The following is a 21,557-nucleotide window of genomic DNA, read 5'->3' as shown; positions in this document are numbered from 1 at the left end:
GAGTGAGGACCGATGGCCGAGGACGAGAAGCTCGTCGAGTACCTCCGGTGGGTGACCACCGACCTGCAGGCGACCCGCCGGCGGCTCGACGAGGTCGAACAGGCGGCACAGGAGCCCATCGCCATCGTGGCGATGAGCTGCCGGCTGCCCGGCGGCGTCGGCTCGCCCGAAGAGCTGTGGCGGCTGGTGTCCGCCGGTACCGACGCCGTCACCGGCTTCCCCACCGACCGGGGCTGGGACCTGGACGCCCTGTACGACCCGGACCCGGACCGCGCGGGCACGTCGTACACCCGCCACGGCGGATTCGTCGACGGCTGCGCCGACTTCGACCCCGGCTTCTTCGGGATCAGCCCCAAGGAGACCCTCGCGACCGACCCCCAGCAGCGGCTGCTCCTGGAACTGGCCTGGGAGGCGTTCGAGCGGGCCGGCCTGCCCGTGGAAGAGGTCCGCGGCAGCGGCACCGGCGTGTTCGCCGGAGTGATGTACAACGACTACGGCAGCCGGTCGCGCCACCCCGCCGAGGACATCGAGGGCTACCTCGGCACCGGCAGCGCCGGCAGCGTCGCCTCCGGCCGCGTGGCCTACACCTTCGGCCTGGAGGGGCCGGCCGTCACCGTCGACACCGCCTGCTCCTCCTCGCTCGTCGCCCTCCACCTCGCCGTCCAGGCGCTGCGCCAGGGCGACTGCGAACTCGCCCTGGCCGGCGGGGTGTCGCTGATGGCCACCCCGGCGACCTTCGTCGGGTTCAGCCGGCAGCGCGGCCTGGCCCCCGACGGCCGGTGCAAGGCGTTCGGGGCCGGCGCGGACGGCACCGGCTGGGCGGAGGGCGCCGGTCTGCTCCTGCTGGAACGGCTCTCCGCGGCCCGCGCCAACGACCACCCGGTCCTGGCCGTCGTCCGGGGCAGCGCGGTCAACCAGGACGGCGCCAGCGGCGCGCTCACCGCACCCAACGGGCCCGCGCAGGAACGTGTCATCGGGCAGGCCCTGGAGAACGCCCGGCTGCGGCCGGAACAGATCGACGCCGTCGAGGCGCACGGCACCGGAACCGTGCTCGGCGACCCCATCGAGGCCCGGGCGCTGCAGTCGGTGTACGGCGGGGAACGGGCGGCCGGCAGGCCGCTGTGGCTCGGCTCGCTGAAGTCCAACATCGGGCACACCCAGGCGGCCGCGGGGGTCGCCGGGGTGATCAAGACGGTGATGGCGATGCGGCACGGCGTGCTGCCGCGGACCCTGCACGCCGACGTGCCGTCCCCGCACGTGGACTGGGAGGCCGGCCCCCTGGCGCTGCTCACCGAGGCGCGGCCCTGGCCCGACACCGGCGAGCCCCGGCGGGCGGGCGTCTCCGCGTTCGGGATCAGCGGCACCAACGCGCACGTCCTCCTCGAACAGGCCCCGGCCACCCCGGAACCCGAGCGGCCCGAGCGGGCCGGACACGTGCCGTCGTCCGAGCGGGCCGGACACGCGTCGTCGTCCGGGCAGAACGGCCGCGTGCCCTCGTCCGAGCGGGCCGGCCGTGCGCACGGTGAACTGCCGCCGCTGTGGGCGCTGTCCGCCAAGAGCCCCGAGGCGCTGAGCGCCCAGGCCGAGCGGCTCGCCCGGCACGTGCGCGCCCACCCGGAGCTGCGGCCCGCCGACATCGGCTGGTCGCTCGTCCGCACCCGCACGGCGTTCCCGTACCGGGCCGCCGTCGTGGGAGCCGACCGCGAGGAACTCCTGGCGGCCGTCGACGCGCTGGCGGCCGGGGCGGCCGGCGGTGACGTCCGGACCCCGGCCGGCACCGGCCGGGCCGTCCTCGTCTTCCCCGGAGTCCTCCCCGCGGCCTTCCCCGGAGGCTCCCCGGAAGCCCTCTCGGACACGGAGGACCTGTGGGTCCGCACGGCCGGTGAACTGCTGCACACCTCACCGGTGTTCGCCCGGCGGATCGAGGAGTGCGCGGAGGCCCTGCGCCCGTACACCGACTGGTCGCTGACCGACGTCCTGCGCGGCATGCCCGGGGCGCCCGCGCCGGCCGGCGCCGAGGTCGCCCCGCCCGCGCTGTGGGCCGTCATGGTCTCCCTGGCCGCCCTGTGGGAGTCCTGCGGCGTGCGGATATCCGCCGTCCTGGGCCGCGCGGACGGCGAGATCGCCGCGGCCACCGTCAGCGGCTCCCTGTCGCTGCCGGACGCCGCCCGCGCGGTGGCGCTGGGCACCCGGGCGTTCGGCCCGCTGCACGGCGGCCCGCTGTCCGTCTCCGCGGCACCCGACACCGTACGCGCCTGGCTGGCGGCCGGAACCGGCTCGCTGACCCTCGCGGCCGTCGACGGACCCCGGTCCGTGGTCGTCACCGGGCCCGACGCGGACCTCGACGCGTTGCGCGCGCGGTGCGAGGCCGAGGGGGTCCCGGCGCGACGCCTCCCGGTGACATACGGCGCCCGCACACCGGGGGCCGAAGCGGTCCGCGAGGAGCATGCCGCCGCGCTCGCCCCGGTGGTGCCGCGCCCCGGGCGGCTGCCCGTGTACTCCGCCGCCACCGGCGGGCTCCTGGAACCGGCCGCCCAGGACGGCGACTTCTGGTACCGCTGCCTGCGGCAGCCGGCGCAGTTCGAGCAGGCCACGCGGGCCCTGCTCGCCGACGGCCACGACCTGTTCATCGAGTGCGCTCCGCACCCCGTCCTCACCCGGACCCTGGGCGAGACCGCGGGGGACGCGGCGTCCGTCGTGGGCGTCCCGCAGCGCGGCGGCGCCGGACCGCGCCGGTTCGCCGACGCGGTCGCCGAGGCGGTGGCGGCCGGGGCACGCCTGGACGCCGACCGGTACTTCGGCGCCGCGCACCGCGTCGACCTCCCCACCTACGCCTTCCAGCGGACCCGGTTCTGGCTGGCGGGCGACACCGCCCCGGCACAGCGGCCCGCCACCGCGTCCGCGTCCGAGGACCCCTGGCGGCTGGAGGTGACGGAACCCGGCGACCTCGCCAGCCTCGCGCCCGTGCCCGCCTCCGACGTACGGGACCCGCTCGCGCCGCACGAGATCCGCGTCGCCGTCCGCGCCACCGGACTGCACTTCGGGGACGTCCTCGTCGGCCTCGGCCTCGCCACGCACGGCGACGGCGGCACGGCACCCGGCGTGGAGGCCGCCGGTGTCGTCCTCGACACCGGAGCCGGCGTCACGGACATCGCCGTGGGCGACACGGTGACGGGCCTGTTCCCGCGGGGCGCCGCCGGCCCGTTCGCGGTCACCGACCACCGCTACACCGTCCGCGTCCCCGACGGCTGGTCCTTCGCCCAGGCCGCCGCGGCCCCGCTGGCCTTCCTGACCGCCCACCACGCCCTGTTCGCGCTCGCCGCGCTGCGCCCCGGCGAGACGGTGCTGGTCCACGCCGCGAGCGGCGGCACGGGACGCGCCGCCGTCCAACTGGCCCTGCACCACGGGGCCCGGGTGCTCGCCACCGACACCCCCGACCACGCGGAGGCCCTGCGCGCGCTCGGCCTGCCCGAGGACCGGCTGGCCTCCTCGGCCACCCCCGACTTCGCGGCACCGCTCCTCGCCGCCACCGGCGGACACGGCGCCGACGTCGTGGTCAACTGCCTGACGGGGGAGTTCACCGACGCCGGCCTGCGGATGCTGCCGCGCGGCGGGCGGTTCGTGGAGACCGGCCGCACGGAGATCCGCGACGCCGGCCGGGTCGCCGCGGAGCACCCCGGCGTCGTCTACCTGACGGCCGACCTGGCCGACGCCGGACCGGACCGGATCCGCGCGGCCCTGACCGAACTGGCCGCGCTGTTCGCCGACGGGACGCTGCACCCGCCGTCCGTACCCGTCTGGGACGTCGACCGGGCCGCCGAGGCGCTGGAACGGCTCGCCGCGGACCGGCACGCCGGCCAGGCCGTCCTCGTCCTGCCGCAGTCCCCACACCCCGGCGCCGCCGCGCCCCTCGCCCCGGCGGACACCGGCGCGCCGGCCGGGACGGACCCGGCCGCCCGCCGCGCGTCCGTGCTGGACGCCGTCCGCACACAGGTCGCCGCGGTCCTCGGCCACGACGACCCGCGGGCGATCGGGTACGACCAGAACTTCCAGGAACTCGGGCTCGACTCGCTCACCGCGGTGCAGCTGCGCAACCGGCTGCGCACGGCGACCGGACTGCGGCTCCCGGCGACCCTCGTCTACGACCACCCCACCCCCCGGGCGGTCGCCGAACACGTCCTCACCCGCACCGAGGGGCAGTCGGCCCGCGGTGCGGACGCGGCGTCGGCCGAGGCCGCGCCCGCGCACCGCGGCGACCGGCACGACCCGGCCGCCGACGCCCTCGCCATCGTCGCGATGAGCTGCCGCTTCCCGGGCGGCGCGCACTCACCGGAACAACTCTGGCAGGTGCTCGACAAAGGGGTCGACGCCATCGGCGACTTCCCCGACGACCGCGGCTGGAACCTCGCCGAACTCCACCACCCGGACCCCGGCCGGCCCGGCACCACGTACGCCCGCCAGGGCGGCTTCCTCGACACCGTCGCCGACTTCGACGCCGACTTCTTCGGGATCTCGCCCCGCGAGGCCCTCGCGATGGACCCCCAGCAGCGGCTGTTGCTGGAGACCACCTGGGAGGCGTTCGAACGCGGCGGCATCGACCCCACCCGGGTGACCGCCGGACAGGTCGGCGTCTTCGTCGGCACCAACGGACAGGACTACCCCAGGGTGCTGGCCACCGGCAAGGACGACCTGGAGGGCTACGTCGGCACCGGCAACGCCGCCAGCGTCCTCGCCGGGCGCCTCGCCTACGCGTTCGGTTTCGGCGGCCCCGCCGTCACCGTGGACACCGCCTGCTCCTCCTCCCTGGTGGCGCTGCACTGGGCCGCGCAGGCGCTGCGCCGGGGCGAGTGCTCGCTCGCGCTGGTGGGCGGCGTCACGCTGATGGCCAGCCCGCTGCTGTTCACCGAGTTCAACCGGCAGAAGGTGCTCTCCCCGGGCGGCAGGTGCCGTTCGTTCTCCGCCGACGCGGACGGCACCAGCTGGAGCGAGGGCGTCGGTGTCCTGCTCGTGGAGCGGCTCTCCGACGCGCGGCGCCACGGGCACCGGGTGCTGGCCGTGGTCCGCGGCTCCGCCGTCAACTCCGACGGTGCCAGCAACGGCCTGACCGCGCCCAACGGCCCCGCCCAGGAACGGGTCGTCCGCAGCGCGCTCGCCGACGCCGGCCTGACCCCCGCCGAGGTGGACGCCGTGGAGGCGCACGGCACCGGCACCAAGCTCGGCGACCCCGTCGAGGCCCAGGCGCTGATCGCCACCTACGGGCAGCGGCGCCCCGGCGGCGCCCCGCTGCTGCTGGGCTCGCTGAAGTCGAACATCGGCCACACCCAGGCCGCCTCCGGCGTCGCCGGGATCATCAAGCTGGTCGAGGCGATGCGCCACGAGCGGCTGCCGCGGACCCTGCACGTGACCGAGCCGACCCCGCACGTCGACTGGACGGCCGGGGCGGTGGAGCTGCTGGTGGAGCCCCGCGACTGGCGGCGCGCCGGGCGCCCGCGCCGGGCCGGGGTGTCCTCCTTCGGCATCAGCGGCACCAACGCGCACGTCATCATCGAGGAACCCCCCGCCGCCCCCGGAACGGACGCCCCGGAGGAGACCCCGTCGGGGCAGGACACCCCCTGCGAGCCGGACGGCCGCCCGGTCGCCTGGACGCTCTCCGCCAAGAGCCCCGACGCCCTGCGCGCCCAGGCCCGGAGCCTGGCCGGACATCTGGCGTCCGCCACACCCGCGCCGCGCCCGCTGGACGTCGCCTGGTCCCTCGCCACGACCCGCGCGGCCCTGCGGCACCGGGCCGTCGTCCTGGTGGAGGACACGCAGGACACGGAGGCCGCCGCGCAGGCGTCCGCCGCGCTCGCCGCCCTGGCCGCCGGTCAGGACGTCGCCGGTGTCGTCCACGCACAGGCCCGCGAGGACCACCGGACCGCGTTCCTCTTCGCGGGCCAGGGCAGCCAGTCCGTCGGCATGGGACGGGAGCTGTACGCCGCACACCCCGGTTACGCCGACGCATTCGACGCGGCGTGCGCCGCGCTCGACCCGCATCTGCCCCGGCCGCTGCGCGAGATCGTGTTCGCCGAGGCCGGTCCCGTCACGGCCGGGCCGGTCGGCGGTGGCGAGGCCGGTCCTGTCGCGGCCGGGCTGGTCGGCGGTGGCGAGGCCGGTCCTGTCGCGGCCGGGCCGGTCGGCGGTGGCGAGGCCGGTCCTGTCGTGGCCGGGCTGATCGACCGGACGGAGTACGCGCAGCCGGCGCTGTTCGCGTTCGAGGTGGCGCTGTTCCGGCTGCTGGAGTCCTGGGGCGTCCGCCCCGACCTCGTCGCCGGGCACTCGGTCGGCGAGATCGCCGCGGCGCACGTGGCGGGGGTGCTCTCCCTCGCCGACGCCGCGGCCCTGGTCGCGGCCCGGGGCCGGCTGATGCAGGCCCTGCCGGAGGGCGGCGCCATGGCCGCCGTGGAGGCCGGTCCGACGGAGTGTGCCGAGCTGCTCGGCGACACCGGCGGCCGTGTCGCGGTCGCGGCGGTCAACGGGCCCCGGGCGACCGTGCTCTCCGGTGCGCGCGACGCGGTGGCCGAGGCGGTCGCCGTACTGGAGGAGCGGGGCCGGCGCGTCTCCTGGCTGCGGGTCAGCCACGCCTTCCACTCCCCGCTCATGGACCCGATGCTCGCCGAGTTCGAGCGGGTCGCGCGACAGCTGACGTACAGCCCGCCGCGCATCCCCGTCGTCTCCACCCTCACCGGCCGCCCCGCGACCGCCGAGGAACTGTGCTCGCCCGGCCGCTGGGTCCGCCACGTCCGCGACACCGTGCTCTTCCACGACGCCGTACGCTCCCTGGACGAGGCCGGGGCGAGCCTCTACGTCGAACTGGGCCTCGGCGCGCTCGGCCCGATGGCCGCCGACAGCCTCGACGGCCGCGGCACCGTCGTGGCCGCGCAGCGCAGGGACCGGCCGCAGGAGGCCGCGCTGCTGCACGCCGTGGGCAGCCTGCACGCCCACGGCGTACCGGTGGACTGGGCCGCCGTCCTCGCCGGGCGCGGTGCGCGCACGGTCGACCTGCCCACGTACGCCTTCCGGCGCAGCCGCTACTGGCCGCGCCGCGGTGCCGTCCGCGGCACCGGACCCGGCACCGGCTTCGGTCCCGGCGCCGGGCACCCCGTGCTCGGCCCGGTGGTACGGCTGGGCGACAGCGACCGGTTCGTGGCCACGGGCCGGCTCTCCACGGCCACCGTGCCGTGGCTCCCCGAGCACGAGGTGTTCGGCGCGACGGTCGCACCCGGCACCCTCCCCCTGGAACTCGCCGTGCAGGCCGCGGAGGCCGTGGGCAGCCCGGTGGTGCGGGAACTGACCCTGCACGCCCCGCTGCTCCTCGGCCCCGGCGACGACCTCGAACTCCAGTTGCTGCTCGACGAACCGGACGACTCCGGCGGCCGGCCCCTGCGCCTGTACGCCCGCCCGTACGACGGCACGGACCCGGGCCGCTGGACCCTGCACGCGAGCGGCGCGCTCGCCGACGGCGATCCCACGCCCGAACCCGACCTGCGCGTCTGGCCCCCCGAGGGCGCCGTCCCCGTCCCGGTCGACGGCCTGTACGACGACTTCGCCGCGCAGGGCGTCCGCTACGGCCCGCTGTTCCGGGGCGTGCGGTCCGCCTGGCGCGACGGTGACGTGCTCTACGCCGACGTCGCCCTCCCGGACGGTGCCGACACCGGCGCCTTCGCCGTCCACCCCGCGCTCTGGGACGCCGCCCAGCACCTGGCCGCCATGGACGGACTGGGCTCCTGCCCGGGCGCGGCGGTGCCGTTCTCCTGGTCCGGAGTCCGGCTGCACGCCGCCGGGGCCACACGCCTGCGGGTGCGGATCGCCCCGGCCGGCGAGGACACCGTCACCCTGCGGATCGCCGACGGCCGGGGCGACCCGGTGGCCGGCGTCGCCCGCCTGACCGCACGGCGCGTGTCCGCCCGTCACCTCGGCACCGAGCCCGCCCACGAGTCGGCGGCCCTGTACCGCGTCGCCTGGACCCCGGCCCCCGCCCCCACGCCCACCGAACCGCCCACCCTCACCTGGCTGGGCGCGACCCCCGCGCCCACCGCCCTCACCGGCACCCACCCCGGCACGGACGCCGACTTCGCCCTCGTACCGGTCACCCCCGCCGACGACGGCTCCCCGGACCCCGTGGCCGCCGCCGCGGAGGCCCTCGCCACCCTCCGGTCCTGGCTGGCCGACAGCGAGCGGTCCGCGCGCGGGCGGCTGGTGCTGGTCACCAGCGGAGCCGTCGCCTGCACCCCGGATGAGGGGCTGCACGCTCCCGCCCAGTCGGCCGTCTGGGGACTGGCCCGCGCCGCGCAGGCGGAGTACCCCGGCCGGGTGGTCGTCGCCGATCTGGACGGCAGCGACGCGGCCTGGGCCGCCCTGTCCGCCGCCCTCGCCACGGACGAGCCGCAACTCGCCCTGCGCGGCGACCGGTTGCTCGTCCCCCGGCTGGACCGCACCCCCGCACCCGGCGGCGAGCCCGGGACCGTCCGCGTCCCGGACGGCACGGTCCCACCGGGCGGCGAGCCCGGGACCGTCCGCGTCCCGGACGGCACGGTCCTGATCACCGGTGGCACCGGCGACCTGGGCGCGCTCCTCGCCCGGCACCTCGTCACCGCGCACGGCGTGCGCCACCTCCTGCTGACCAGCCGCCGGGGCCCGGCCGCCGAGGGCGCGGCCGAACTCGCCGCCGGCCTGCGCGCGCTGGGCGCCGACGTGACGGTGACCGCCTGCGACGCGGCGGACCGCGACGCGCTGGCCGCGCTGCTCGCCGCCGTACCGGCCGACCGGCCGCTGACCGCGGTGGTGCACGCCGCGGGCGTCCTGGACGACGGCGTCCTCGGCTCCCTCACCCCGCGGCGCCTGGCCGGCGTCATGGCACCGAAGGCCGTCGCCGCCCGGCACCTGCACGAGCTGACCCAGGAGCTGCCGCTCGCCGCCTTCGTCCTGTTCTCCTCGGCGTCCGGGGTCCTCGGCTCCGCCGGACAGGGCGCCTACGCCGCCGCCAACGGCTTCCTCGACGGACTCGCCGCGCACCGCGCCGCCGCCGGACTGCCCGCGACCTCCCTCGCCTGGGGCCTGTGGCACCAGGAGCGGGGCGGCATGGCGGGCGGCCTGACCGACGCCGAGCGCGACCGCATCACCCGCGCCGGTTTCGGCGCGATCACCCCCGAGACCGGACTGGCCCTGTTCGACGCCGCGCTCCGCCGGCCGGAACCCGTCCTCGTCGCCGCCCGGTTCGACCTGCCGCTGCTCCGGCCACGCAGCCGGAACCCCGACTTCCCGCCGGTGCTCAGGAGCCTGGTGCGCCCGGCCCCCACCCCCGCGACCGCCCCCGGAGCCACCGCCCCCGCGACCGTGGGCGGGCCGTCGCTCACCGACCGGCTGCTCCCGCTGGACGACGCCGGACGGGAAAGCCTGCTGCTCGACCTCGTCCTCACCCAGGCCGCCGCGGTACTCGGCCACAGCTCGCCGCACGCCGTACCGGCGGACCGGTCCTTCACCGAGTCCGGGCTCGACTCCCTCGCGGCCGTGGAGATCCGCGGCCGGCTCGACGCCGCCACCGGCGTCCGGCTCCCGGCCACCGTGGTCTTCGACCACCCCACACCCGCCGCGCTCGCCGCCCATCTGAAGGAGACCCTCGTCCCCGCCGCGCCCGACCCGGCCGACACCGCCCTCGCGGACCTCGACCGGCTCCGCGACACCCTCCCGCAGCTGTCCGGCGACCCCGAGGCCGCCGCAGAGATCCGGCTCAGGCTGAAGGGCCTGCTCGCCGCCTGGGACGAGGCCGTCACCGGCGCCGACGCCGACGACGGCATGGACGACGCGGACGACGCACTCGACGCCGCCGACCTCGGCGAGCTGCTCGACATCATCGACGAGGAACTGGGGAACGCCTGATGACGGGCACCGACCGGACACCGTACGACGACAAGGTCCTCGACTCCCTCAAGCGGCTGACCGCGGAGCTGCGCCAGACCCGCAAGCGGCTGCGGGAAGCCGAGGACGCCGCCCGCGAACCCGTCGCCGTCGTCGGGATGGCCTGCCGCTACCCCGGCGGCGTCCGCAGCCCCGAGGACCTCTGGCAGCTCGTCGCCGAGGGCCGGGACGCGGTCTCCGCCTTCCCCACCGACCGCGACTGGGACCTCGGCGCCCTGCACGGCCCGCAGGCCGAGGACGCCGGCACCAGCCACGCCCACGCCGGCGGATTCCTGTACGACGTCGCCGACTTCGACCCGGCACCCTTCGGTATCAGCCCACGCGAGGCGACGGCGATGGACCCCCAGCAGCGGCTGCTGCTGGAGACCGCCTGGGAGGCCTTCGAGCACGCGGGCATCGACCCGGCCACCCTGCGGGGAAGCCGCACCGGCGTCTACGCCGGGATCATGTACCACGACTACGCCGCCCGGCTGAAGGAACTGCCCGAGGAGGTCATGGGCTACCTCGGCACCGGCACCTCCGGCAGCATCGCCTCCGGCCGCATCGCCTACACCTTCGGCCTGGAGGGGCCGGCCGTCACCATCGACACCGCCTGCTCCTCCTCCCTGGTCGCCCTGCACCTCGCCGTCACCGCGCTGCGCAAGGGCGAGTGCTCCCTCGCCATGGCGGGAGGCGCCACCGTGATGGCGTCCCCGCTGCCCTTCGTCGACTTCAGCCGCCAGGAGGGCCTCGCCCCGGACGGCCGGTGCAAGTCCTTCGCGGCCGCCGCCGACGGCACCGGCTGGGCGGAGGGCGCCGGCGTGCTCCTGCTGGAGCGGCTCTCCGACGCCCGCCGCAACGGCCACCGCGTCCTCGCCGTCGTCCGCGGCACCGCGGTCAACCAGGACGGCGCGAGCAACGGCCTGACCGCCCCCAACGGGCCCGCGCAGCGACGGGTCATCCGGCAGGCCCTCGCCGACGCCGGCCTCGGCCCCGGCGACGTCGACGCCGTGGAGGCGCACGGCACCGGCACCACGCTCGGCGACCCCATCGAGGCCCAAGCCCTGCTCGCCGCCTACGGCCAGGGCCGCGCCCCGGAACGCCCCCTGCTGCTGGGCTCCCTCAAGTCGAACATCGGCCACACCCAGGCCGCCGCCGGCGTCGGCGGCGTCATCAAGATGGTCCTCGCCCTGCGCGAGCAGCTGCTGCCCAGGACCCTCCACGTCGACGAGCCCACCCCGCACGTCGACTGGTCCTCCGGCACCGTGGAACTCCTCACCGAGCCCCGCCCGTGGCCCCGCGCCGGGACACCCCGGCGCGCCGGCGTCTCGTCCTTCGGCTTCTCCGGCACCAACGCCCACGTCGTCATCGAGGAACCACCGTCCGAGGAAGTGCCGTCCGAGGAGACGCCGTCCGGGCAGCCTCGACCCGAGGGGCTCCGGTCCGAGGAGCCCCGGCCCGAGGAGCCCCGGTCCACGGCCCGGACGGCGCCGCCGAGGCCCGCCCTGTGGGCCCTGACCGCCGCCTCCGAACAGGCCCTGCGCGCCCAGGCCGCCCGCCTCTCCGCGCACCTGCGCCGCCACCTCGGCGCCGGCCCGCTCGACGTCGGCTACTCCCTGCTCACCACCCGCACCCCCCTGGAGCACCGCGCGGTCCTCACCGGCGACGACCGGGAGGAACTGCTGCGCGCCGTCGATGAGTTCGCGGCCGGCCGGCCGGCGCCCGGGCTGCTGCACGGGCGCACCGCCCCCGGCGGCCTCGCGATGATGTTCACCGGCGGCGGCAGCCAGCGCCCGGGCATGGGCCGCGACCTGTACGCCGCGTTCCCCGCCTTCGCCGACGCCTTCGACGCCGCCTGCGCGGAACTGGACCGGCACCTGCCCACCCCGCTGCGCCCCGCCGTCTTCGCCGAACCGGCCCCGGGCGGCGACACGCTCCTCTCCGGACAGGCCTACGCCCAGCCCGCCCTGTTCGCCGTAGAAGTGGCCCTGTTCCGGCTGTTCGGTTCCTGGGGCGTCGAACCCGACCACGTCCTCGGCCACTCCGGCGGCGAGCTGGCCGCGGCCCACGCCGCCGGCGTGCTCTCCCTCCCCGACGCGGCGGCCCTGGTCGCCGCACGGGGCCGGCTCACCCAGGAACTCCCCGTCGGCGGCGCCATGGTGGCGGTCGCCGCCGCCGAGGACGAGGTCCGTCCCCTGCTCACCGACGGCGCCGAGATCGCCGCCGTCAACAGCCCCGGCGCGGTGGTCCTCACCGGCGACGAGGAGCCCGTCACCGCGCTCGCCGACCACTTCGCCCGGCAGGGCCGCAAGACCCGTCGGCTGAACGTCAGTTACGCCTCGCACTCCGCCCGCGTCACCCCCATGCTGGAGGAACTCCGGCGGATCGCCGCCGGCCTCGACCTCCGGCCGCCCCGCATCGGCTTCGTCTCCACCGTCACCGGAGCGCCCGCGGACGCCGACGAGTTGTGCACCCCCGAGTACTGGGTGCGCAACGCCCGCCGGCCCGTCCGGTTCGCCGACGCCGTACGCCACCTCGAAGCCGCCGGGGTGCGGACCTTCCTCGAACTCGGGCCCGACGCGGCCCTCACACCCATGGCCGAGGCCTGCCTGAGCGCCGTCTCCGCGGCCGTACCGGCACAGCGCGCCGGCCGCCCGCAGACCGCCACGGTGACCACCGCCGCCGGCCACCTCCACACGCGCGGCGCCGGCGTCGACTGGGAGGCGTTCTTCCAGGGCACCCACGCGCGCCGGGTGGAGCTGCCGACGTACGCCTTCCAGCGCGGGCGCCACTGGCTCACGGCACCGGCCCGCGACCGGGTCGACGTCTCCGCGGCCGGTCTCGGCTTCCCCGACCACCCGCTGCTCGGCGCGAGCGTGCTCGTGGCGGACTCCGAGGAGTACCTGTTCACCGGCCGGCTGACGCCCGCCGCCCAGCCCTGGCTCGCCGACCACGCCGTGGGCGGCTCCGTGCTGCTGCCGGGCACCGCGTTCCTGGAACTGGCGCTCCGCGCGGGCCTGCACGCGGACTGCGACCACGTCGAGGAACTCACCCTCACCGCCCCCCTCGTGATCCCGGCCGACCGGGCCGTGCAGCTGCAGATCCGGGTCGGCGCGCCCGGCGAGGACGGCCGGCGGCCGGTCGAGGTGTACGCGCGCGACGAGGACGCCCTGACCGGGCAGCCCTGGGTCCGGCACGCCACCGGTGTGCTGTCCGGCACGGCCCCACAGCCGCCCCGGACCGACGACGACCCGGAGCCCTGGCCACCCGCCGGCGCGACCCCCCTCGACCTGGACGGGCTCTACGACCGCCTGGCCGCCGAGGGCCTCCACTACGGCCCCGCCTTCCAGGGCCTGCGCGCGGCCTGGCAGCACGGTGAGGAGCTGTTCGCCGAGGTCGCCCTGGACGGCGAACAGCACGACAGCGCCCGCGCGTTCGGCCTGCACCCCGCGCTGCTCGACGCCGCCCTGCACGCCCTGGGCCTCGGCACGCTCCCGGGGACCCCCGACACCGCCTCCCTCCCGTTCTCCTGGCACGGCGTGTCCCTCCACGCGGCCGGTGCCGTCGCCGCCCGCGTACGGCTCACCCCGGGCGGACCCGGCACGGTCACCGTCGAGGTGGCCGACCGGACCGGGCGGCCGGTCCTCACCGCCGGGTCGCTGGCGCTGCGCCCGGCCGGGAAGCTCACCGAGGGCGCGGGCCCCCGCGAACCGCTGCTCCGCCTCACCTGGGCCCCGCCGCGGACACCGGTCGTACCGGCGCCGTACGGCGGAACCGCGCCGCTCGCCGAGGCGCTCGACTCGGCCGCCGCTCCCCCCGGCGTGCTGCTCCTGCCGCTCCTCGACACCCCGCCCGCCGACCGGCCGGACCGCGCGGCGGCGGACCGCGCCGCCCACACCCTGGAGCAGCTGCGGGCCTGGCTCGCCGACGACCGGTTCACCGGTACCCGTCTGGCCGTCGTCACCAGCGGGGCCGTGGCCGCCGGACCCGAGGAGGACGTCACCGACCTGCCGGGCGCCGCCGCCCTCGGCCTGCTGCGGTCGGCCCAGTCGGAACATCCGGGACGGATCGTCCTGGTGGACACCGACGCCCCCGGCGAACTGCCCCGGGACCTGCCCACGGCACTCGGCGCGGACGAGCCGGCCGTCGCCGTCCGAGCCGGCCGCCTCCTCGTCCCCCGCCTCGCCCCCACGAACCCTCCGGCCGCCCGCTCGTCCGGCATGGACCCGGCCGGTGCGCCGGCTGTCCGGTCGTCCGCCCCAACCGCCACCGGTGCCCCGCCCGTCCGGTCCTCCGCCCCACCCCCCACCGACACCCCGCCCGCCCACCCGTCCGGCCCCACCCCCACCCCGCCCCCCACCGGCACCCCGGCCGGTCCGCCCCCGGTGTTCGACCCCGACGGCACCGTGCTGGTCACCGGTGGCACCGGGGCGCTCGGTGGACTGCTGGCCCGGCACCTCGTCGCCCGGTACGGCGTGCGGCACCTGCTGCTGACCAGCCGCAGCGGTCCGGCGGCCGAGGGCGCGGACGGCCTCGCCGCCGCGCTGCGCGCCCTCGGCGCCGAGGTGACCGTCGCCGCGTGCGACGCCGCCGACCGGGAGGCCCTGGCCGGTCTCCTGGCCGCGCTGCCGACGGAGCGTCCGCTGACCGCCGTCGTCCACGCGGCCGGCGTCCTCGACGACGGCACCGTGGAGGCGCTGACCCCGGACCGGGTGCGCCGCGTCATGGCGCCGAAGGCCGACGCGGCCTGGCACCTGCACGAGCTGACCCGGGACATGGACCTGTGCGCCTTCGTGCTGTTCTCCTCGGCGGCCGGTCTGCTCGGCGCCCCCGGCCAGGCCAACTACGCCGCCGCCAACGGATTCCTCGACGCCCTCGCCGTACACCGCCGCCGGCGCGGACTGCCCGCCCTGTCCCTGGCCTGGGGCCTGTGGGAGGGCACCACGGGCATGGTCGGCGGAGTCGACGCCCCGGCGCGCCGCCGGCTGGCGAACCTCGGCATGCGGCCGATCCCCGAGGCGGACGGGCTGGCCCTGTTCGACACCGCCCTGGCCGGGGACGAGCCGCTGGTGGCACCGCTCCACCTGGACCCGCGCCGGCTCGACGCGGACACCGCACCGGCGTTGCTGCGCGCCCTGGCGCCGCCCGCACGCCGGCGGCGCACGGCGTCCCCCGCGGAGCCGGGCGGCACCGCCCCCGCCGGACGCCTCGCCGCCCTGCCCGAGGCCGAGCAACTGCGCGAGCTGACCGAGCTGGTGCGGGCCGAGGCCGCGGCGATCCTCGGCCACGAGAGCGCGCGGGACGTCCCCGACGACCGCACCTTCGCGGAAGTCGGCTTCGACTCGCTCGCCGCGATCGAACTGCGCAACCGGCTCGGCGCCCACACCGGCCTGCGGCTGCCGACGACCATGGTCTTCGACCATCCGACCCCCGGCGACCTCGCCGCCCGCCTGCGCGTGCTGCTGTCCGGCACCACGGCGGCGACCACGGCGGCGACCACGGCGGCGACCGCGGCCCCGGTCCGCGGCCCCGCCGACGAGCCCATCGCCATCATCGGCATGGCCTGCCGCTACCCCGGTGGCGTGACCTCCCCCGAGGACCTGTGGGACCTCGTCGTGTCCGGCCGCGACGCCATCGCCGAGATGCCCCGCGACCGGGGCTGGGACATCGACGGCCGGTACGACCCCGACCCCGCACCCGGCCGGCGCGGCACCATCGCCACCCGCCACGGCGGATTCCTGGACGGCGCCGCCGACTTCGACCCCGGCTTCTTCGGCATCAGCCCGCGCGAGGCCCTCGCCATGGACCCGCAGCAGCGGCTGCTGCTGGAGGTGTCGTGGGAGGCGTTCGAACGGGCGGGCATCGCCCCGCTGTCGGTGCGCGGCAGTGACACGGGCGTCTTCGCGGGCGTGATGTACCACGACTACGGCTCCTGGGCCGCGGGCGGCACCCCCGAGGACGTGGAGGGCTACCTCGGCTCGGGCACCGCGGGCAGCGTCGCCTCCGGCCGCGTCGCCTACGCGCTCGGCCTCGAAGGCCCCGCCGTGACCGTGGACACCGCCTGCTCGTCGTCGCTGGTGGCGCTGCACCTCGCCGCCCAGGCGCTCCGCTCCGGCGAGTGCTCGCTCGCCCTGGCCGGAGGCGCCACCGTCATGGCGACCCCGGGGCCGTTCATCGAGTTCAGCCGCCAGCGGGGCCTCGCCCCCGACGGCCGGTGCAAGTCGTTCGCCGCCGGCGCGGACGGCACCGGCTGGGGCGAGGGCGTCGCGGTCCTCCTCGTGGAACGGCTCTCGGACGCCCGCCGCAACGGTCACCGCGTCCTCGCGGTGGTGCGCGGCAGCGCGGTCAACCAGGACGGCGCCAGCAACGGGCTGACCGCGCCCAGCGGACCGGCGCAGGCGCGGGTCATCCGGCAGGCGCTGGCCGCCGCCGGACTGACCGCCCGCCAGGTCGACGCCGTCGAGGCGCACGGCACCGGCACGGTGCTGGGCGACCCCATCGAGGCCCAGGCCCTGCTGGCCACCTACGGCGGCGAGCACGACCCCGACCGGCCCCTGTGGCTCGGCTCGCTCAAGTCGAACATCGGGCACGCGCAGGCCGCGGCGGGCGTCGGCGGCGTGATCAAGATGGTGGAGGCCATGCGCCACGGGACACTCCCGCGGACCCTGCACGTCGACCGCCCCACCCCCCACGTCGACTGGTCGGCCGGCGGGGTACGGCTCCTGACCGACGCCGTCGCCTGGCCCGCCACCGGAGAGCCGCGCCGGGCCGGCATCTCCTCCTTCGGGATCAGCGGCACCAACGCCCACGCCGTCATCGAACAGGCCCCCGACGACCCGGCCGCACCCGGCCCGGACCCGGCGCCCGCGGACCCCGCCCGGGAGCCGCGGGACGACGGCGCGCCCTGGCTGCTGTCGGCCTCGACCCCGTCGGCCCTGCGCGACCAGGCACGGCGCCTGCTGGAGCACCTGCGCGCCCGCCCCGACACCCCCGCCGCCGACCTCGCCTTCAGCCTCGCCACCACCCGCTCCGCGCTCCGCCACCGCGCGGCCGTCGTCGCCGGACCGCAGAAGCGGACGGCCGCCCTGGAGCGGCTCGCCGGCACCGGGACGCCCGGGCCCGGCGCCCTGACCGGACGCACCGCCGACGGCACCGTGGCCTTCCTCTTCAGCGGCCAGGGCAGCCAGCGGCCCGGCATGGGACGCGAACTGGCCGCGGCCGACCCGGTCTTCGCCAAGGCCCTGGACGAGGTGTGCGGATACGTCGACCCGTTCCTCGAACGGCCCCTGCGTGAGGTCCTGTCCGCCGAGCCGGGCACCGCCGACGCCGCCCTGCTGGACCGCACCGACTACACCCAGCCGGCCCTGTTCGCCGTGGAGACGGCGCTGGCACACCGGCTGCGGTCGTGGGGCGTACGGCCCGCCGTGCTGGCCGGACACTCCCTCGGCGAGCTGGTCGCCGCCCATGTCGCGGGCGTCCTGAGCCTGGAGGACGCGGCCACGCTGGTGGCGGCGCGCGGCCGGCTGATGCAGGCGCTGCCCGTCCACGGTGCCATGGCGGCCGTCCAGGCACCCGAGGAGGAGGTCGCGGCGCTGCTGACGGACGGGGTCGCGCTCGCCGCCGTCAACGGGCCCGCCTCCGTGGTCGTCTCCGGTGACGCGGACGCGGTGGACGCGCTGACCGCCCGGCTCGCGCGGGCCGGCCGCCGGACCCGGAGGCTGCGCGTCAGCCACGCCTTCCACTCCGCGCACATGGACGGCATGCTCGACGAGTTCCGGCGGATCGCGCGGGGCGTCACCTTCCGGGAACCCTCACTGCCCGTGGTCTCCGCGGCCACCGGCCGTCCCGCCTCCGCCGCCGACCTGTGCTCGCCCGAGTACTGGGTGCGCCAACTGCGGGAGCCGGTGCGGTTCCGGGACGCCGTGGCCCGGCTGGAGGCCGACGGCGCGGCCGTCCTCGTGGAGGTCGGCCCCGGGACCGCGCTCACCGTGGCGGCCCGGGACTGCCTCGCCGGCCGCGAGCACGCGGTGGTGCCCCTGCTCCGGCCCGGTCTCCCGGAACCCCGGGCCCTGACCACCGCCCTCGCCGAAGCGCACGTCCACGGCGTGGACGTGGACTGGACGGAGTACTTCGAGGGCACCGGCGCACGCCGGGTGGACCTGCCGACCTACCCCTTCCAGCGCCGCCGGTACTGGCTCGCGGCCACCCCCCGGCGGGCGGACCGGGAACACCCCGTGCTGGGCCCCGCCGTGTCCGCCCCCGACATCCGGGGCTCCGTCTTCACCGGCGAACTCGACGCGCGGGCCCGGCCCTGGCTGGCCGAGCACCGCGTCGCCGGTACGGCGGTGCTGCCCGGCGCGGCCCTCGCGGAACTGGCCCTGCGCGCGGGCGCCGAGCTGGGCTGCCCGACGGTCGAGGACCTCGTCCTGGAGGCCCCGCTGGCCGTCCCCGACCACGGCCCCGTGCCCCTGAGGCTGTCCGTGCAGGAACCGGACACCGACGGCCGGCGGTCGTTCGGCGTCCACGCACTCACCGGCGACACCTGGACCCGGCACGCCACCGGCACCCTGTCCGCCGCCGGCCAGAACCCGCCCACTCCTCCCGGGACATGGCCGCCCGCGGGAGCGTCCCCCGTCGACCTCACCGGCGGCTACGAGAGGATGGCCGGCGCAGGCCTGTCGCACGGCCCCGCCTTCCAGGGCCTCCGGGCCGCGTGGCGCGACGGTGTCGTGCTCCTCGCCGAGGTCGCGCTCCCCGACGGCACGGACCCGGACGCCTTCGGAGTGCACCCCGCCCTGCTGGACGCGGCGTTGCACGTCCTGGGCCTCGGGGACGGCGACCGGCCCGCCCCGCCCGTCCTGCCGTTCTCCTGGCGGGGGGTCCGGCTCCACGCCACCGGGGCCCGGGCGCTGCGGGTGCGCGTGACCCCGGCCGGTGCCCCGGGCACCGTGGCCGTGGAGCTGACCGACCCCGCCGGCGCTCCGGTCGCCTCCGTCACCGCCCTGTCCCTGCGCCCGGTCTCCGCTTCCCCCCGCCCCGACCGGTCCCTGTTGCGCGTCGACTGGACCCGCCCGGACGCCCCGGCGCCGACACCCGACCCGCGCACGTGGACCGTCCTCGGCTCCACCCCGATCGGCTCCCTGCCCCGGGTGGACGACCTGACCCGGGTCCCGGACGGCACCGACACCGTCCTCGTCCCGTTCCTCACGGCACACGACCCGCACGCCCCCCTGGACGCGCACGCCACCCAGGACCCGCACGCCCCGCACGCCCCGCTCGACCCGGAGCCCCTGCACCGGGCGCTGGAACTGATCCGGGCCTGGCTGTCCGACGCCCGCCGGACACGGTCCCGGCTCGTGGCCGTCACGCGCCGCGCGGTGGCGGCGGGGCCGGAGGAGGACGTACCGGACCTGGCCCACGCCCCCCTGTGGGGGCTGCTGCGCTCCGCGGCCTCCGAGCACCCCGGCCGGTTCGCCGTGGTGGACGTGGACGGCGCGCGGGAGTCCTGGGACGCCCTGCCGGCCGCCGTGGCCTCGGGGGCGGCACAGGTGGCGATCCGCGGGGGAGAGCCGCGCACGCCCCACCTCGTGCCCTCGGCCGTGGCCCGCGGCGCCGCCGCCTTCACACCCGACGGCACGACCGTGGTCACCGGCGCCGCGGGAGCCCTGGGCCGCTCGACGGCCCGTCACCTGGTCGCCGCCCACGGGGTACGGCACGTCCTGCTCGTCGGCCGGCGTGCCGACGATCCCCGACTGGCCGCGCTGGCCGCCGAGATCGAGGGGCTCGGCGGCACGGCGACGGTCGCCGGCTGTGACGTCGGCGACCGGGACGCCCTGGCCGCGGTGCTGGCCGGCGTCCCGGGGGACCGTCCGGTCGGCGCGGTCGTCCACTGCGCGGGCGTCCTGGACGACACGGTCGTGGCGTCCCTGACCCCGCGGCACCTGGAACGCGTGCTGCGCGCGAAGGCGGCCTCGGCCTGGCACCTGCACGAGCTGACCCGGGACACGGACCTGTCCGCCTTCGTGCTGTTCTCCTCGGCGGCCGGCCTGCTCGGCGCCCCCGGCCAGGCCAACTACGCCGCCGCCAACACCTTCCTCGACGCCCTCGCCCAGCACCGCAGGGCGCACGGTCTGCCCGCGCTGTCCCTCGCGTGGGGGCCGTGGGACCAGGGCGGCGAAGGCATGGCGGGCGCGCCCGAACTGCGCCGTACGGCCCGCGCGGGCATCGAGGCGCTGACGCCCGAGCGGGGACTCGCGCTGTTCGACGCGGCCGTCGGCGCGGACGCCCCCGACCCGATTCTGGCCCCGCTCGCCACGGTCCCGGAGCGCTTGAGCGCCCTGGCCGACGACCCCGGCCTGCCCGAACCGCTACGCCTGCCGGCCCGGCACCCCGCCGGGGCAGCACCGGCCACCGCACCTCCCGCCCCCACCACCGGGCCGGCTGCGCTCCCGGCCGGACTGCGCGGGGCCGCCCTGGAGGACGCGCTGCGCACGGCCGTCCGCACGGAGGCGGCGGCCGTCCTCGGCTTCTCCTCGCCCGACGACGTGGACGAGGACAGGTCACTGCCCGAGCTCGGCCTGGACTCGCTCACCGCGGTGGAACTGCGCAACCGGCTGGAACGGACCACCGGCCTGCGCCTGGCGGCGACCGTGGTCTTCGACCACGCCACCCTCCCCGCCCTCGTCCGTCACCTGAGCACCGAACTCGCCACCAGCACCGCCGCGACCGAGGTGCCGCCCGAGGACGACGGCGTCGGCGCACTGTTCCGGCGGGCCCGGGACGCCGGCCGCACCCTGGAGGGCATCGAACTGCTCCGCGTGGCTTCCCGGTTCCTCCCCTCCTTCACCACCCTCGCCGACCTGGGGGAGCGGTCCGAGCCGGTCCGGCTGGCGAGCGGCGACGGCACGGAAGAGCCCGCGCTGGTCTGCTTCCCGGCGGTGGTCGCCATGTCCGGCCCCCACCAGTTCGCCCGGTTCGCGGGCGCGCTGCGCGGCCGGCGCGAGGTGGTCGCGGTGCCCCAGCCCGGATTCCTGCCCGGCGAACTCCTCCCCGGCACCCGGGGGGCGGTGGTCGAGGCACAGGCCGAGGCGGTACGGCGGTACGCGGCCGGCCGGCCCGTCGCGCTGCTCGGCTACTCGTCGGGCGGCTGGACCGCCCACGCGGTGGCCGCGCGCCTCGCGGCGGACGGGGCGGCCCCGGCGGCCCTGGTGCTCCTCGACACGTACCTCCAGAGCGAGACGAGCGACACGCTGGCCACCGCCCTGACCGACGGCCTGTTCACCCGGCACGGCGCCGAGGCCGCCACGGACACCCGCTCACTGACCGCGATGGGCGCCTACTTCCGGCTCTTCGCCGACTGGACACCCACCGGCCCCACCGCCCCCACCCTCTTCCTGCGCGCCGCCGAAGCACTTCCCGGCACAGCGGCACGGCCCGGCACCGAAGCCCTCCCCGGGGCCCCGTCCGGTCCCCAGCCGTCCTGGGCCGCCGACGCCACGCCGCAGGAGACCCCCGGCGACCACTTCTCGATGCTGGAGGAGCACGCCGGTGCCACCGCAGAAGCCGTCCACGCCTGGCTCTCCCGGGCCGGCCGGTCCGACACCACCACGCACAGGAGCGCATGA

At 77.6% G+C, this 21,557-nt stretch carries 2 protein-coding genes; both read left to right on the top strand.

Translation table 11 applies throughout. The annotated features are described in order from the left end of the window. The first annotated feature begins 51 nt into the window (after positions 1-51). On the top strand, positions 52-9,915 hold the full coding sequence (locus tag ACZ7N4_RS16640; RefSeq protein WP_471359168.1) for a type I polyketide synthase: 9,864 nt from the start codon (positions 52-54) through the stop codon (positions 9,913-9,915). Further along, positions 9,915-21,557 (top strand): SDR family NAD(P)-dependent oxidoreductase, encoded by an 11,643-nt coding sequence (locus tag ACZ7N4_RS16635; protein ID WP_471358994.1) that lies wholly within the window; start codon positions 9,915-9,917, stop codon positions 21,555-21,557. Before ACZ7N4_RS16640 ends, ACZ7N4_RS16635 begins: the two co-directional genes overlap by 1 nt.

The sequence above is a fragment of the Streptomyces sp. NPDC107654 genome (genome assembly GCF_055639035.1).
Note: the sequence above shows the minus strand (reverse complement) of the source record. Positions and strands in the feature narration are given on the sequence as shown.

What these genes read in the sequence shown, in the direction of transcription:
- ACZ7N4_RS16635 (WP_471358994.1), top strand. Translation starts at nt 9,915, where the DNA reads ATGACGGGCACCGACCGGACACCGTACGACGACAAGGTCCTCGACTCC.